The organism is Halomonas sp. 25-S5, assembly GCF_029889845.1.
Classification (GTDB): domain Bacteria; phylum Pseudomonadota; class Gammaproteobacteria; order Pseudomonadales; family Halomonadaceae; genus Halomonas.
Window position 1 is genome coordinate 1 of sequence record NZ_JARANV010000039.1, and the last position, 13,365, is coordinate 13,365.

General features: G+C 68.5%; 16 protein-coding genes. 5 read left to right on the forward strand and 11 right to left on the reverse strand.

All coding sequences use genetic code 11. The annotated features are described in order from the left end of the window. Nucleotides 1-70 precede the first annotated feature (70 nt). The 4 genes from OP498_RS17625 to dksA all read right to left on the reverse strand — a co-directional run bounded on the left by OP498_RS17625 (nt 71) and on the right by dksA (nt 1,808). Entirely contained in the window at nt 71-208 is a 138-nt protein-coding gene (locus OP498_RS17625) for a hypothetical protein (protein ID WP_280554646.1), read from the reverse strand. Next, nucleotides 198-374 carry a hypothetical protein gene (locus OP498_RS17630; protein ID WP_166644658.1) on the reverse strand — a complete coding sequence of 59 codons (177 nt, stop codon included), beginning with the start codon at nt 372-374 and terminating at the stop codon, nt 198-200. Before OP498_RS17630 ends, OP498_RS17625 begins: the two co-directional genes overlap by 11 nt. A 12-nt stretch (nt 375-386) precedes the next feature. Further along, nucleotides 387-1,280 carry a tRNA glutamyl-Q(34) synthetase GluQRS gene (gene gluQRS / locus OP498_RS17635; protein WP_280554647.1) on the reverse strand — a complete coding sequence of 298 codons (894 nt, stop codon included), beginning with the start codon at nt 1,278-1,280 and terminating at the stop codon, nt 387-389. Between the two features lie 90 nt (nt 1,281-1,370). Continuing rightward, nucleotides 1,371-1,808 (reverse strand): RNA polymerase-binding protein DksA, encoded by a 438-nt coding sequence (dksA, locus tag OP498_RS17640; RefSeq protein WP_280548919.1) that lies wholly within the window; start codon nt 1,806-1,808, stop codon nt 1,371-1,373. Between the two features lie 219 nt (nt 1,809-2,027). Here dksA and OP498_RS17645 point away from each other — a divergent pair, with 219 nt between their 5' ends. Beyond that, a complete protein-coding gene (locus OP498_RS17645; RefSeq protein ID WP_280554648.1) occupies nt 2,028-3,188 on the forward strand; it encodes an aminotransferase class I/II-fold pyridoxal phosphate-dependent enzyme in 1,161 nt (386 codons plus the stop codon). Beyond that, nucleotides 3,188-3,946, forward strand: a complete 759-nt coding sequence (sfsA, locus tag OP498_RS17650; RefSeq protein WP_280554649.1) for a DNA/RNA nuclease SfsA — start codon at nt 3,188-3,190, stop codon at nt 3,944-3,946. The genes OP498_RS17645 and sfsA overlap by 1 nt, the downstream gene beginning before the upstream one ends. Before the next feature lie 18 nt (nt 3,947-3,964). Here the strand turns inward: sfsA and OP498_RS17655 are convergent, their stop codons facing one another. From OP498_RS17655 to OP498_RS17680, 6 genes are all read right to left on the reverse strand, one after another. Further along, nucleotides 3,965-4,417, reverse strand: coding sequence for a DUF4426 domain-containing protein (locus OP498_RS17655; RefSeq protein ID WP_280548925.1), 453 nt, complete (start codon nt 4,415-4,417; stop codon nt 3,965-3,967). Nucleotides 4,418-4,460: 43 nt separating this feature from the next. Then, the gene (metW, locus tag OP498_RS17660; protein WP_040183966.1) at nt 4,461-5,060 is read right to left on the reverse strand and encodes a methionine biosynthesis protein MetW; all 600 of its coding nucleotides are present in this window, start codon (nt 5,058-5,060) and stop codon (nt 4,461-4,463) included. Continuing rightward, entirely contained in the window at nt 5,060-6,217 is a 1,158-nt protein-coding gene (locus OP498_RS17665; RefSeq protein WP_280554650.1) for a homoserine O-acetyltransferase, read from the reverse strand. The genes metW and OP498_RS17665 overlap by 1 nt, the downstream gene beginning before the upstream one ends. Before the next feature lie 37 nt (nt 6,218-6,254). Beyond that, the gene (locus OP498_RS17670) at nt 6,255-6,848 is read right to left on the reverse strand and encodes a YggT family protein (protein ID WP_280548929.1); all 594 of its coding nucleotides are present in this window, start codon (nt 6,846-6,848) and stop codon (nt 6,255-6,257) included. Nucleotides 6,849-6,910: 62 nt separating this feature from the next. Further along, nucleotides 6,911-7,735 carry a pyrroline-5-carboxylate reductase gene (proC, locus tag OP498_RS17675; protein WP_280548930.1) on the reverse strand — a complete coding sequence of 275 codons (825 nt, stop codon included), beginning with the start codon at nt 7,733-7,735 and terminating at the stop codon, nt 6,911-6,913. A gap of 61 nt (nt 7,736-7,796) precedes the next feature. Beyond that, the gene (locus OP498_RS17680; protein WP_280554651.1) at nt 7,797-8,504 is read right to left on the reverse strand and encodes a YggS family pyridoxal phosphate-dependent enzyme; all 708 of its coding nucleotides are present in this window, start codon (nt 8,502-8,504) and stop codon (nt 7,797-7,799) included. Between the two features lie 63 nt (nt 8,505-8,567). Between OP498_RS17680 and OP498_RS17685 the strand changes: the two genes are divergently transcribed. After that, on the forward strand, nt 8,568-9,602 hold the full coding sequence (locus OP498_RS17685) for a type IV pilus twitching motility protein PilT (protein ID WP_280554652.1): 1,035 nt from the start codon (nt 8,568-8,570) through the stop codon (nt 9,600-9,602). Between the two features lie 31 nt (nt 9,603-9,633). After that, nucleotides 9,634-10,776: a PilT/PilU family type 4a pilus ATPase gene (locus OP498_RS17690; RefSeq protein WP_280554653.1), complete on the forward strand. Its 1,143-nt coding sequence runs from the start codon at nt 9,634-9,636 to the stop codon at nt 10,774-10,776. 11 nt (nt 10,777-10,787) lie between these two features. Here OP498_RS17690 and OP498_RS17695 read toward each other — a convergent pair whose 3' ends face one another. Continuing rightward, nucleotides 10,788-11,918, reverse strand: coding sequence for an anhydro-N-acetylmuramic acid kinase (locus OP498_RS17695; RefSeq protein WP_280554654.1), 1,131 nt, complete (start codon nt 11,916-11,918; stop codon nt 10,788-10,790). Between the two features lie 113 nt (nt 11,919-12,031). Here OP498_RS17695 and tyrS point away from each other — a divergent pair, with 113 nt between their 5' ends. Then, nucleotides 12,032-13,231 carry a tyrosine--tRNA ligase gene (tyrS, locus tag OP498_RS17700; RefSeq protein WP_280548940.1) on the forward strand — a complete coding sequence of 400 codons (1,200 nt, stop codon included), beginning with the start codon at nt 12,032-12,034 and terminating at the stop codon, nt 13,229-13,231. Nucleotides 13,232-13,365 lie beyond the last annotated feature (134 nt).

Here is a 13,365-nt window from a genome sequence, read left to right on the forward strand (position 1 = left end):
TGCCGACGCTTGGCGAGGATGACGATCTCGACACGCTGCTGCCCTGGCGCTGGAAAGACACCCTACCGGTCTAACTCAGGCCGCAACAGGTGGGGTTGGTGGAGCGCTTACTGGGGATCCAGTGCCGCTCCACCGCCAGGGCAGCGAGGAACAGCAGCAGCAGGTAGCCGCTGCCGAGGGCCAGCAGGCCGCCGAGGCTAGCGTTCATCGAGCTTCCTTTTCTGCTCCAGCCACAGGGTCAGGGCGATCAGCACTCCCCAGATGACGAAGGGGCGGTACCAGGCCACCTCGGGGCTGGCCCAGCCGCTCATCAGCAGCGGCGAGAGCAGGTACCCGCCGAAGACCAGGAACAGCATGATGCGATAGACGTACATGGCGGGCTCCTCTCAGGGCGCGACGGTGCCGGCCTGGCGGTGGGCCTCGGCGCGCAGCCGGGCGATCTCCCAGTGGGCGACGGCCCAGCGCAGCTGCTCGTCCACCGGCGCCGTGGCAAGCGTACGGGGCGGGGCCTGGTCCAGTGCCGCCAGAGCCGCATGCAGCAGCGGGCGCACGGCATCGTCCTGCTCCGGCAGGGCCGGCGCCAGGTTCTGCTTGGAGAGCTTCTGGCCGTCCTCGCCGATGATCAACGGCAGGTGCAGGTAGCGCGGCTCGGGGACGCCCAGGGCGTGCTGCAGCTGGCGCTGCCAGGGGGTATTGTCGAGCAGGTCGACGCCGCGCACCACGTCGCTGATGCCCTGGTCGGTGTCGTCGACCACCACGGCGAGCTGGTAGGCCCAGAGGCCGTCCTTGCGCTGGAGCACCACGTCGCCGAGCTCGGCCGGGTCGAAACGCTGCTCGCCGAACAGGCGGTCCTGCCAGACCACCGGGCGCAGGCCCAGGTCGCTGCGCAGTCGCCAGGCCACCGGCTTGCCGGGCTCACGCACCCCGTCTCGACACCAGCCGGGGTAGACGGCATGCTCGCGCCACTGCCGGCGCGAGCAGCTGCAGGGGTAGGCGAGCCCCAGGGCCTTGAGTCGCTCCAGCGCGGCGGCATAGGCGTCGCGGTGGTCATGCTGCCAGGTGACCGGGCCATCCCAGTGCAGGCCGAAGGCCTCGAGCTGGCGTAGGATGGTGTCGGCGGCTCCGGCGGGGCAGCGCGGTGGGTCGATGTCCTCGATGCGCAATAGCCAGTCGCCGCCGGCCTTTCGGGCATCCAGGAAGCTGGCCAGGGCCGCCACCAGGGAGCCGAAGTGCAGGGGTCCCGAGGGGGTCGGCGCGAAGCGTCCACGGTAGCGGCTCATCGGCGCTCCCTGTCGTTCGGGCCCGATACGCAAACGGGCACCCTGGGGTGCCCGTCGCGGGGTGGGATCGCGGAGATCGGCATGGCTGACTCAGCCGCCCAACTGCTTTTCCTTGAGCTCGGCCAGGGTCTTGCAGTCCACGCACAAGGTGGCGGTGGGCCGCGCCTCCAGCCGGCGGATACCGATCTCGACACCGCAAGCTTCGCAGAAGCCGTAGTCATCCTCGTCGATCTTCTCGAGGGTCTCGTTGATCTTCTTGAGCAGCTTGCGCTCGCGATCGCGGGTGCGCAGTTCCAGGTTGAAGCCCTCTTCCTGGGTGGCGCGATCGGCGGGGTCGGCGTAGTTGTTCGCCTCCTCCTGCAGATGGCGCACGGTGCGGTCGACTTCTTCCATGAGCTCCTGTTTCCAGCCCAGCAGGATCTGTCGGAAGTGCTCCAGCTGCTTCTCGTTCATGTACTCTTCACCCGGCGCCGGCTCGTACGGGGTGAATTTCTTGGGAGCTTCCATCTTCTTTTCTGCTACTGGCATGGGATTGCCTCGTTACTTGAGTGACTACTGATCAATACCCGCCATGGTGCCTGGTATCTCACGCCAAAGGGGTGCTTGTTTAGCGCAAAAAGCTTGGCCGTGCAACCCCTTGCGCAGCAGGGACTGCGCCGGCACGCCAAAAGTCGTAAGATGCCGGTTTTGACTCCCGGCCGCGGAAAAGATGCCCGTCGTGCCGCGACGTGTCGAGAGGAGCCGTGCATGTCCTGGAATCCGCGCGTCGAGCGCATCGCCCCCTTCCGCGTGATGAGCCTGCTGGAGACGGCCCAGGCCCGCGAAGCCGCCGGGCACGATGTCATCCATCTGGAGGTCGGTGAGCCCGATTTCCCGACCCCCGAGCCGGTGGTCGAGGCCGGTCGCGCCGCGCTGTCGGCGGGCCATACCCGCTACACGCCGGCGGCGGGGCTGCCGGCGCTGCGCGAGGCAATCGCCGGCCACTATGCCGAGCACTTCGGTGCCGCGGTCGACCCCAGGCGCATCCTGGTCACGCCCGGCGCCTCCGGGGCGCTGCTGCTGGCCAGCCAGCTGCTGGCCGGCCCCGGTGATCGAGTGTTGATGGCCGATCCCAACTACCCCTGCAACCGCCACTTCATGGCCCTGGCCGGCGCCGAGGTGGACGCCGTGCCGGTGGGCCCGGCCAGCGGCTGGCAGCTGGATGCCGGGCTCGTCGAGGCCCACTGGCGCGACGCTACCCGCCTGGCGATGCTCGCTACGCCTTCGAACCCCACCGGGCACATGCTCGATGCCGGGCAGCTCGCGGCGGTGGCCGAGACGGTGGCGGCGCGTGGCGGCCACCTGCTGGTGGACGAGATCTACCAGGGGCTCTGCTTCGATCTCGAACCGCTCTCGGTGGCCTCGCTCAGCGCCGATGCCTTCGTGGTCAACAGCTTCTCCAAGTACTTCGGCATGACCGGCTGGCGCCTGGGCTGGCTGCTGGCCCCCGAGGCGGCAGTGGAGCCCCTCACCCGGCTGGCCCAGAACGTCTTCCTGGCCCCCTCCACGCCGGCCCAGCATGCCGCCCTGGCCGCCTTCACGCCCGAGTGCCACGGCATCCTCGAGGGGCGGCGAAGGGAACTGGGCAGGCGCCGCGACGCCCTGCTGGCGGGGCTCTCGCGCCTGGGGCTGGCGCCGTCGCTGCCGCCCCAGGGGGCCTTCTACCTGTGGCTCGACATCTCGCGCGTAAGTCGCAACAGCGAGGCCTTCTGCCGGGCGCTGCTCGAGGAGGAAAACGTCGCCATCACCCCGGGGACGGACTTCGCCCTGCACGGCGGTGAGCACCATGTGCGGATCGCCTTCACTACCGGCGAGGCGCGGCTGGAGGAGGCCGTGAGCCGCCTCGAGCGCTTCCTGGCGCGCCGCTGATGGAGTACCCGACCCTGGCCCCCGGGACTCTGCTGCGTCGCTACAAGCGCTTCCTGGCCGACGTGCGCCTCGATGACGGCCGCGAGGTGGTGGCCCACTGCCCCAATACCGGCTCGATGCGGGCCGTGAACGTGCCGGGGTGCCGGGTCTGGCTATCGCCCAGCGACAACCCGGCCCGCAAGCTGGCCTGGACCTGGGAGCTGATCGAGCTGCCCCGTCCCGACGGCATCACGGCGACGGCTTCGGTGCACACCGGACGCGCCAACCGCATCGTCGAGGAGGCGCTGCGCGCGGGGCGCGTGGCGGAGCTGGCGGGCTACGAGCAGATCCGCCGCGAGGCCACGGTGGAGGGGTCGAGACTCGACTTTCGCCTCGACGATCCCGAGCGCGGCTGTGCCTTCGTCGAGGTCAAGCAGGTGACGCTGAAGGAGAGCGACGGGCACGGCTACTTCCCCGACGCGGTGAGCGTGCGGGGTCGCAAGCACCTCGAGGCGCTGGCGGCATTGGCCGCCCGTGGACAGCGCGCCGTGCTGCTCTTCTGCGTGGCCCACGAGGGCATCGAGGACGTGGCCCCCGCGGCCCATCTGGACCCGGCCTATGCCGCGAGCCTGCGCGAGGTGGCGGGCCTTGGCGTGGAGGTGCTGGCGCGGCGCTGCGAAGTGACCCGAGAGGCCGGCGTGCCGGTGGCGATTCGCCTGGGACGCCGGCTGCCGGTCTCGCTCTTCCGCGAGGTGGACCCGACCGCCGTCGTCGATTGAGCCGAGAGGCTCGCGGATTCAGCGGTCGATATAGAAGCGCTGGATGAAGCTGACCTCGGCGGGCGCGGCATTGCGGTCGTAGCGCACGCGAAGGTCGAAGCGCATCGGGGCGTCCTCGTGGATGCGGAATACCGCCACCTGGGACGGCGTGTCGCCGATGCGCAGGCTGCGAAACGCCAGTGGCGTGGCGTCGCCCCCGTCGAGCCCGCCGATGCGACCGTCGACCGAGGCCGTGACCGGGCGGGTCGCGCCATCCTCGAGCTCCTCCATCACGCTGACGTTGAGCAGCGCCATGACCTGGCTGCGCGGGATGCCGTGCTCCCGCGCCACCGCCTCCGGCAGGAAGCTGGTGTTCACGGCGCTGTAGTGGATCTGGTAGTCCCCCACCTGCTGGTACTGCTGGGCCTGGGCCGGCAGGGTCAGCAGCAGCGCCAGGCCCATGGCCAGGGCCGCCAGGCTGTGTCGGATCATCGTCGGTTCTCCCTCCTCCGGTGTCTTGCCTGCGCCTCCCGGGTCACGCCCTGCGGCGGGCGACCCGGAAGATGGCGATCTCGCCGAACAGGTTGGGCCACCACCGCGAGGTCCAGTGTCCCTCGTGGTCACCGATCCCCACCGCCCGGTCGACAATGCTCAGACCCTTGTCGCGGCACAGGCGTTCAAAGTCGTTGAAGGTCGAGAGGTGGATATTGGGGGTGTCGTACCAGGCATGGGGCAGCGACCGGGACACCGGCATGTAGCCCTTGAAACCCAGGTAGGCGCGGTGGCGCCAGTAGGCGAAGTTGGGGAAGGTGATGATGCACTCCCCGGCAACGCGCAGCATCTCGTCGAGCATCAGGTCCGGGCGGCGCAGCGCCTGCAGCGCCTGGGTCATGACCACCAGGTCGCAGGCGTCATCCTCGAAGTTGGCCAGCCCCTCGTCGAGGTTCTGCTCGATGACGTTGACGCCCTTGGCCAGGCAGGCGGTGATGCCGTCGGGGTCGATCTCCAGGCCGAAGCCGGTGACCTGCTTGTCGCGGGCCAGCGCCGCCAGGAGCGTGCCCTCGCCGCAGCCCAGGTCGAGCACCCTCGCGCCCTGTGGGACCCAGTCGTGAATCAGCTTGAGGTCGGCGCGCATCATGGGCGGTCCTCCAGGCCCTGGTCGCGGGCGACGCGGTTCATGAAGGCGGCGAACACCGCCTGGTAGCGCGGCTCGGGCATCAGGAAGGCGTCGTGGCCGTGCGGCGAGTCGATGTTGGCGTAGCTGACGGCCTTGTTGGCACGGATCAGGGCGTTGACCAGCTCCTTGGAGCGCGGTGGCGGGAAGCGCCAGTCGGTGGTGAAGCTGACCACCAGGAAGGGACAGGCGGCGGATGCCAGGGCCCGGGCCAGGTCGCCGTGGTGGGCCGCGGCCGGGTCGAAGTAGTCCAGCGCCTTGGTCATCAGCAGGTAGGTGTTGGCATCGAAGGAGGTGGAGAAGGTGTCGCCCTGGTAGCGCAGGTAGGACTCCACCTGGAACTCCACGTCGTAGCCGAAGTTCAGGTCGTTGCTGCGCAGATCGCGGCCGAACTTGCTGCCCATGGCGTCTTCGGAGAGGTAGGTGATGTGACCCACCATGCGGGCGAGCTTGAGGCCGCGGCGCGGCGCCGTGTCATGGTTGGCGTACCAGCCCTCAAAGAAGTCACGGTCGGAGCGGATCGCCTGGCGGGCCACTTCGTTGAAGGCGATGTTCTGTGCCGATAGCTTCGGTGTCGCCGCGATGACCACCGCATTGGCGATGCGCTCGGGGTAGGCGAGGGTCCACTGCAGCACCTGCATGCCCCCCAGGCTGCCGCCGATCACCGCGGCGAAGCGCGCGATGCCCAGTCGGTCGGCCAGCCGCGCCTGGCTGTGGACCCAGTCTTCCACGGTCATGAGCGGGAAGTCGGGCCCCCACTGGTGACCCGTCGTCGGGTTCTGGCTGGTGGGGCCGGTGCTGCCGTGGCAGCCGCCGAGGTTGTTCAGCGAGACCACGAAGAAGCGTTCGGTGTCGATCGACTTGCCGGGGCCGATATGCGCATCCCACCAGCCCGGTTTGCGCTCGTCCGTTGCGTGGTAGCCGGCCGCATGGTGGTGGCCGGAGAGGGCATGGCAGATCAGGATGGCATTGGAGCCCTCGGCATTGAGGGTGCCGTAGGTCTCGTAGACGAGATCGTAGGCCGGCAGCGTCCTGCCGCAGGCCAGGGCCAGGGGGTCGTCGAAGTGCGCCGTCTCGGGCGTCACCAGGCCGACCGAATCGCGGGGGAACTCGGGCATCAGTCGTGTCGTGTCCAGTCGTGGGTGTCGGCCGGCCTCACAGGCCGACCAGGGCACCGGCGATGCCGGCGGCACGGGTCAGCGAGCCGACCACGATACCATCGATCAGGCTGATGGCGATGAACACCACGATGGGCGAGAGGTCGATCATGCCCAGCGGCGGGATCACCTTGCGCACCGGCGCCATGATCGGCTCCACCAGCTGCATCACCAGCAGGGCACCGGGATGGCTGGCCTGGGGCGCCACCCAGCTGAGGATGATCATCACGATCAGCGCGAAGAAGTAGATCTTGAGGATGGCGTTGGCGATGGCGGCCAGAGAGCCGATCGCCACGCCGGCGATGGGCGCCATGCCGAAGCCGGCGATCTGCAGGATCACGATGATGCTGATCGCCTTGATGACGAAGGCCGTGGCCAGAGTGGCCAGGTCGAAGCGAGCCATCACCGGTCCCAGGAAGCTCTGGAAGGGACGTACCGCCGGCTGGGTGATCTTCACCACCGACTGGCTGATGGGGTTGTAGTAGTCGGCCCGGGATGCCTGCAGCAGGAAGCGCAGCATCAGCAGGAAGATGTAGATGTTGATCAGGGTGTTCACCAGCAGCAGGCCGGCGCTTCCCAGTTGACTGCCCATCGGGGCTCCTCCATGTCTTGAAACGTCGTCGTGTCAGCCCGCCTGGGTGGCGGGCTGTCGGGTCAGCGCTTGCCGAGCTCGTCGGCCATCTCGCGGGCGCGGTCGGCACAGGCGGTCATCGCCTCGGCCATGATGCGGCGCAGGCCGGCCTCCTCGAGGTGCTCGATGGCGCGTTCGGTGGTGCCGCCGGGCGACATCACGTTGCGCTTGAGCTCGGCGGGTGGCTTGTCGCTCGAGAGTGCCATCTTGGCCGCGCCCAGGGCGGTCTGCATGGCCAGCCGTCGGGCGGTGTCGGCGGGCAGGCCCAGCGTGGCGCCGGCCTCTTCCATCGCCTCGAACATCAGGAAGAAGTAGGCCGGGGCGCTGCCCGAGACGGCGGTGACCGCATCGAGCAGGGCCTCGTCGTCGACCCACTCCACCAGGCCCACGGCCTCCATCAGCTCGGTGGCGAGCCGGCGCTGGGCGTCGTCGACCTTGGCATTGGCGTAGAGCCCGGCGGCCCCGGCACCGACCAGCGCGGGGGTGTTGGGCATGCAGCGCACCAGCGGCAGGTCGCCGCCGAGCCAGTGCTCCAGGGTCTCGGCGGGCAGCCCCGCCGCCACCGAGACGATCAGCGGCCGGCGTGCCTGGACGGCATCGCGCATCTTCTCACAGACCTCGCGCATGATCTGCGGCTTGACCGCCAGCACCACCACGTCGGACTCGGCGACGGCCGCGGCGTTGTCGGTCGCGGTCTGGATGCCCAGCCGTTCGCGCAGCGGGGCGAGGATATCGTCGCTGGGCGAGGTAGCCGTGATGTCGTCGGGCGAGAAGCCGCTCTCGATCATCCCGCCGATGATGGCGCCGGCCATGTTGCCGGCGCCGATGAAGGTGACTCTGCTGGCCATGGGTCTGTCCTGTGTCGGTCGACGAATGTGGCCGGCATGGTTCTCCGGCGTCTGGTGGTTGTCACTCTTGTGCGGTGCGTTCCCCGAAGATCGCGGTGCCCAGGCGGACCAGGGTGGCACCCTCGAGCACGGCGGCCTCCAGGTCGGCGCTCATGCCCATGGAGAGGGTGTCCAGCGGTGCCTCGGGGAAGCGCACGCGGAGCCCCTCGAGGGCCTCGCGAAGGCGGGCGAAGGGCGCGCGCTGGGCGTCCATTCCCTCGGCTGGCGCGGGGATCGCCATCAGCCCGCGCAGGCGCAAGCGAGGCAGCGTCTGAACCGCCTCGGCCAGGGCGGGCAGTGCCGCGAGCGAGACGCCGGACTTGCTCGCCTCGTCGCTGATATTGACCTGCAGGCAGATGTCCAGCGGGCCAAGCGCCTCGGGGCGTTGATCATTCAGACGCCGGGCGATCTTCTCACGGTCTACGCTATGCACCCAGGCAAAGTGCTCGGCCACGTCGCGGGTCTTGTTGGATTGCAGCGGACCGATGAAATGCCAGACGATGGGGTCCAGGTCCGCCAGCTCGGCCTGCTTGTCCAGGGCCTCCTGGACATAGTTCTCGCCGAACTCGCGCTGGCCCAGGTGCCAGGCCTCGCGGATCATGGCGGCGGGCTTGGTCTTGCTGACGGCCAGCAGCCGGGCGGCATCGGCGGGCCGGCTGGCGGCGTTCAGCGCCGCGGCGAGCCGGGTGCGGGCAGCGGCCAGGGACTCGGAAAGTACCAGGTCCGTCATGTCTGAGTGTCTGTCATACTGGTCATACTGAAGGGAACCTTATCCCGGGAGCAGGGGAAACGCATGGATATTACCGAACTGCTGGCATTCTCGGCAAAACAGAAGGCCTCGGATCTCCACCTCTCGGCGGGCCTGCCGCCGATGATTCGCGTCGATGGCGACATCCGCCGGCTCAACGTGCCGGCCATGGAGGACCGCGAGGTCCGCAAGCTGATCTACGACATCATGGCGGACCGCCAGCGTCGCGACTACGAGGAGTTCTTCGAGACCGACTTTTCTTTCGAAGTGCCGGGCGTCTCGCGCTTCCGTGTCAACGTCTTCAACCAGGCCCGCGGGGCCGGGGCGGTGTTCCGTACCATCCCCACCGAGGTGTTGACCCTGGAGGACCTGGGCATGGGCCCGGTGTTTCGTCAGCTCTCCATGCTGCCCCGCGGCCTGGTGCTGGTCACCGGCCCCACCGGCTCGGGCAAGAGCACCACGCTGGCGGCGATGATCGACTACATCAACGACAACCGCTTCGAGCACATCCTCACCATCGAGGATCCGGTGGAGTTCGTGCACCGCAGCAAGCGCTGCCTGGTCAACCAGCGCGAGGTGCACCGCGATACCCATGGCTTCGCTCCGGCGCTGCGCAGTGCCCTGCGCGAGGACCCGGACATCATCCTGGTCGGCGAGCTGCGCGACCTGGAGACGATTCGGCTGGCCCTCACCGCCGCCGAGACCGGCCACCTGGTGTTCGGCACCCTGCACACCACCTCCGCGGCCAAGACCATCGACCGGATCATCGACGTCTTTCCCGGCGATGAAAAGTCCATGGTGCGCTCGATGCTCTCCGAGTCAATGCAGGCGGTGATCTCCCAGGCCCTGCTCAAGCGCCAGGGCGGCGGCCGGGTGGCGGCCCACGAGATCCTCGTGGCCACCGCGGCGGTGCGTAACCTGATCCGCGAGGACAAGGTGGCGCAGATCTACTCGGCAATCCAGACCGGCGGCAACCTGGGCATGCAGACCCTGGATTCCTCGCTGGCACGCCTGGTGACGGACAACATGGTGACGCGCGAAGAGGCCCAGGCCAAGGCCAAGGGCGTGCTGGCGAGCTGAGGAAGGCACAACGACAAAAAGGAGCAGGGACATGACGGCAAAAGAGTGGCTCTACCAGCTGCTGGACATCATGGTGCAGAAGGAGGCCTCGGATCTTCTGATCTCGGTGAATGCGCCGCCGACCCTCAAGATGGCCGGCCAACTTACCCCCTTGGGCGACCAGGGGCTCAGCGTGGCGCAGGTCACCGAACTGGTCGGTGCCTCGATTCCCGAGATGTTGTTGGAGCGCTTCCGCGTCGAGCATGAGGCCAACTTCGCGCTGAGCCTCAAGGACAAGGGACGCTTCCGCGTCAGTGCCTTCCAGCAGCGCAACCAGATGGCCATGGTGATCCGGCGCATCGGCTTCGAGATTCCCCACCTGGAGGAGCTGTCGCTGCCGGCCACGCTCGGCGAGCTGGCCAACAACAAGCGCGGCCTGGTGTTCGTGGTCGGGGGGACCGGCACCGGCAAGTCGACCACCCTGGCGTCGATGATCCAGCAGCGCAACGAGACCCTCGGCGGCCACATCATCAGCGTCGAGGATCCCATCGAGTATGTGCACCCGCACCGCAAGGCGATCATCAACCAGCGCGAGGTCGGCATCGACACCGAATCCTTCGAAGTGGCGCTGAAGAACACCCTTCGCCAGGCACCGGACGTGATCCTGATCGGCGAGGTGCGTACTCGGGAGACCATGGAACACGCCCTGACCTTCGCCGAGACCGGCCACCTCTGCCTGGCTACCCTGCATGCCAACAATGCCAACCAGGCGCTGGACCGGATCATCAACTTCTTTCCCATCGAGCGACACGCCCAGGTGTGGCTCGACCTCTCGCTCAACCTGCGGGCCATCGTCGCCCAGCAGTTGCTGCCCACGGTGGACGGCGGACGCTGCCCGGCCATCGAGATCATGCTCAAGTCGCCGCTGATCGGTGACCTGGTGCGCAAGGGGGAGGTCTCCGAGATCAAGAATGTCATGACCCGCTCGCGGGACCTCGGCATGCAGACCTTCGACCAGGCGCTCTTCGATCTCTTCAAGGCCGGCAAGATTACCGAGGAAGTGGCGCTGGTGCATGCCGATTCGGCCAATGACCTGCGCATGATGATCAAGTATGGCGACGAGAGCAGCGAGGGCGTGAGCCAGGCCCGGGAAGCGGCCAGCCATCTGTCGCTGCGCGGCGAGGACGACTTCTAGGGCCCCGAGGCTCAGGAGGTGTATAGGCCGCCCAGCACCCGAGGGCCGGCGGCGCCGGTCACCGAGGGCAGGTTGCCGGGCAGTCCGGCCAGTCGCCGCCACGCCAGCCAGGCGAAGGCGCCGGCCTCCAGCCACTCGGCGGGCCAGCCCCAGTCGTCCCCGGGAACCAGCGGTGTCTCGGGCAGCCGGCGGGCCAGGCGGGCCAGCAGGTCCGGATTGCGGGCGCCGCCGCCGCAGGGCACCAGCACCGCGGCCGGCGGGGCATCGAGTCGCTCCCGGGCCATCCCCACGCCGAGCGCCACGCTGGCCGCGGTCAGCTCGGCCAAAGTGGCCTGGACGTCCTGCGGGGCTTCCCTGCCTTGCAGGTGCCCCTGCAGCCAGTTCAGGTGGAAGAGCTCCCGGCCCGTGCTGCGCGGTGGTGGCAGGTGGAAGAAGGGGTCCGTCAGCAGGCGCTCCAGCAGCGCCTCGTCGACCCGTCCCGAGGCCGCCCAGGCGCCGCCGGCATCGAAGCGTCCACCGCGATGCCGGGCATGCCAGGCATCCAGCAGGGCATTGGCCGGGCCGGTGTCGAAGCCCAGCGGCGCGCGTTCGTCCTCGGCGGGCGGCAGCAGGGTCAGGTTGGCGAAGCCGCCGAGGTTGAGCACCAGGCGCCATTCGCCGTGCACCCGCAACAGCGCCTCATGGAAGGCCGGCGCCAGGGGCGCGGCCTGGCCGCCGGCGGCCAGATCGCGACGCCGGAAGTCGGCCACTACCGGGCGAGCGGTGAGTTCGGCCAGCAGGCTCGGGTTGTCGAGCTGCAGGGTATAGGCCGGGCCGCCGTCATGGCCTCGCGGGGCGTGCTCGATGGTCTGGCCATGGCTGCCGATGGCCGAGATGGCCGCTCTGTCCACCCCGCTCGAGGCGATCAGTGCCTCGACGGCCTCGGCCTGCAGGCGGCAGAAGGCGTCCTCGGCGGCCGCCAGTTCGGCAAAGGCCACCCGGTCGGCATGGCAGAGCCGCCACAGCAGGTCGCGCAGCGTCTCGGGCATCGGCGTCTCATGGGTGGCGACCAGGCGGGGTGTGCCGCCCTCCCGGATCTCGACGAGGGCGGCATCGATGCCGTCGAGGCTGGTGCCTGACATCAGGCCGATGAAGAGGCTCATGGGGACTCCCGGGCGGGCTCAACCGTGGATGGCCGGACATGGTAACATCCCCGACCATTCGACTACCGAGTGCCCGCGGGGCCGCGGGCCGCCTGCTGAGTGGAGAGGAGACAATGACCGATGTTGCTGGCGCCCTGGCGCTGCTGAACCGCGGCACCCACGAGATATTGCTCGAGGAGGAGCTGGTCAAGAAGCTGGAGTCCGGGCGCACGTTGCGCATCAAGGCGGGCTTTGACCCCACCGCGCCGGACCTGCACCTGGGGCACAGCGTGCTGCTGACCAAGATGCGCCAGTTTCAGGACCTGGGCCACGAGGTCATCTTCCTGATCGGCGACTTTACCGGCCGCATCGGTGATCCCACCGGCAAGAACGTGACGCGCAAGCCGCTCACCGAGGAGGAGGTCAAGGCCAACGCCCAGACCTACAGGGAGCAGGTGTTCAAGATCCTCGATCCCGACAAGACCGAGGTGCGCTTCAATGCCGAGTGGTTCTCCGCCATGAGTGCGGCCGACATGATCGAGCTGGCCGGCCAGAGTACCGTGGCGCGCATGCTCGAGCGCGACGACTTCGACAAGCGCTACAGCGCGGGTCAGCCGATCTCCATTCACGAGTTCCTCTATCCGTTGGTGCAGGGGTACGACTCCGTGGCGCTGGAGGCCGACGTGGAACTCGGCGGTACCGACCAGAAGTTCAACCTGCTGATGGGTCGCGAGGTCCAGAAGCACTTCGGTCAGGCGCCCCAGGTGGTGATCACCATGCCGCTGCTCGAGGGGCTGGACGGCGTGCAGAAGATGTCCAAGTCATTGGGCAACTATGTCGGGGTCGACGAGGCGCCGGGGGCGATGTTCAACAAGCTGGTCTCGATGCCCGACAGCCTGATGTGGCGCTACTTCGAGCTGCTCTCGCTCAAGCCCAATGAGGAGATCGAGGCGCTCAAGCGCGATGCCGAGGCCGGTGCCAACCCCCGTGACATCAAGATGATCCTCGCCCGCGAGCTGATCGGCCGCTATCACGGCGAAGAGGCGGCGGCCAACGCCCACCGCTCTGCCGGCAACCAGCTGGCCGAGGGGGAGTTGCCTGAGGACCTGCCCGAGGTCGAGGTCGACTTCGAGGGCGGTGCCCAGGCGCCCATCGCCGCGGTGCTGAACCGCGCGGGTCTGGCCAACAACAGCGCCCAGGCCAAGGACATGCTGGGTAACGGCCGGGTCAAGGTGAACGGCGACGTGGTCCAGCGCGACCACATGCTGGAGACCGGGCGCAGCTATGTCATCCAGGCGGGCAAGAAGCGCTATGCCCGGGTGACCATCGCCTGACCCTTGTCGGCAAGGCCTCCCTACCACGACGCCCGCCTCGCGCGGGCGTTTTCGTCTCTGCCGGCGGGCCAAGTCATCCACAGGCGGTCGGCGCGACATATTTCTTCCCGAGGGTCTTGCGCGGTCCCGTGGGA

What these genes read in the sequence shown, in the direction of transcription:
- dksA (WP_280548919.1), bottom strand. Translation starts at nt 1,808, where the DNA reads ATGCCAGTAGCAGAAAAGAAGATGGAAGCTCCCAAGAAATTCACCCCG.
- proC (WP_280548930.1), bottom strand. Translation starts at nt 7,735, where the DNA reads ATGGCCAGCAGAGTCACCTTCATCGGCGCCGGCAACATGGCCGGCGCC.
- OP498_RS17645 (WP_280554648.1), top strand. Translation starts at nt 2,028, where the DNA reads ATGTCCTGGAATCCGCGCGTCGAGCGCATCGCCCCCTTCCGCGTGATG.
- OP498_RS17685 (WP_280554652.1), top strand. Translation starts at nt 8,568, where the DNA reads ATGGATATTACCGAACTGCTGGCATTCTCGGCAAAACAGAAGGCCTCG.
- OP498_RS17695 (WP_280554654.1), bottom strand. Translation starts at nt 11,918, where the DNA reads ATGAGCCTCTTCATCGGCCTGATGTCAGGCACCAGCCTCGACGGCATC.
- OP498_RS17655 (WP_280548925.1), bottom strand. Translation starts at nt 4,417, where the DNA reads ATGATCCGACACAGCCTGGCGGCCCTGGCCATGGGCCTGGCGCTGCTG.
- metW (WP_040183966.1), bottom strand. Translation starts at nt 5,060, where the DNA reads ATGCGCGCCGACCTCAAGCTGATTCACGACTGGGTCCCACAGGGCGCG.
- OP498_RS17665 (WP_280554650.1), bottom strand. Translation starts at nt 6,217, where the DNA reads ATGCCCGAGTTCCCCCGCGATTCGGTCGGCCTGGTGACGCCCGAGACG.
- OP498_RS17680 (WP_280554651.1), bottom strand. Translation starts at nt 8,504, where the DNA reads ATGACGGACCTGGTACTTTCCGAGTCCCTGGCCGCTGCCCGCACCCGG.
- sfsA (WP_280554649.1), top strand. Translation starts at nt 3,188, where the DNA reads ATGGAGTACCCGACCCTGGCCCCCGGGACTCTGCTGCGTCGCTACAAG.
- gluQRS (WP_280554647.1), bottom strand. Translation starts at nt 1,280, where the DNA reads ATGAGCCGCTACCGTGGACGCTTCGCGCCGACCCCCTCGGGACCCCTG.
- OP498_RS17670 (WP_280548929.1), bottom strand. Translation starts at nt 6,848, where the DNA reads ATGGGCAGTCAACTGGGAAGCGCCGGCCTGCTGCTGGTGAACACCCTG.
- OP498_RS17630 (WP_166644658.1), bottom strand. Translation starts at nt 374, where the DNA reads ATGTACGTCTATCGCATCATGCTGTTCCTGGTCTTCGGCGGGTACCTG.
- tyrS (WP_280548940.1), top strand. Translation starts at nt 12,032, where the DNA reads ATGACCGATGTTGCTGGCGCCCTGGCGCTGCTGAACCGCGGCACCCAC.
- OP498_RS17625 (WP_280554646.1), bottom strand. Translation starts at nt 208, where the DNA reads ATGAACGCTAGCCTCGGCGGCCTGCTGGCCCTCGGCAGCGGCTACCTG.
- OP498_RS17690 (WP_280554653.1), top strand. Translation starts at nt 9,634, where the DNA reads ATGACGGCAAAAGAGTGGCTCTACCAGCTGCTGGACATCATGGTGCAG.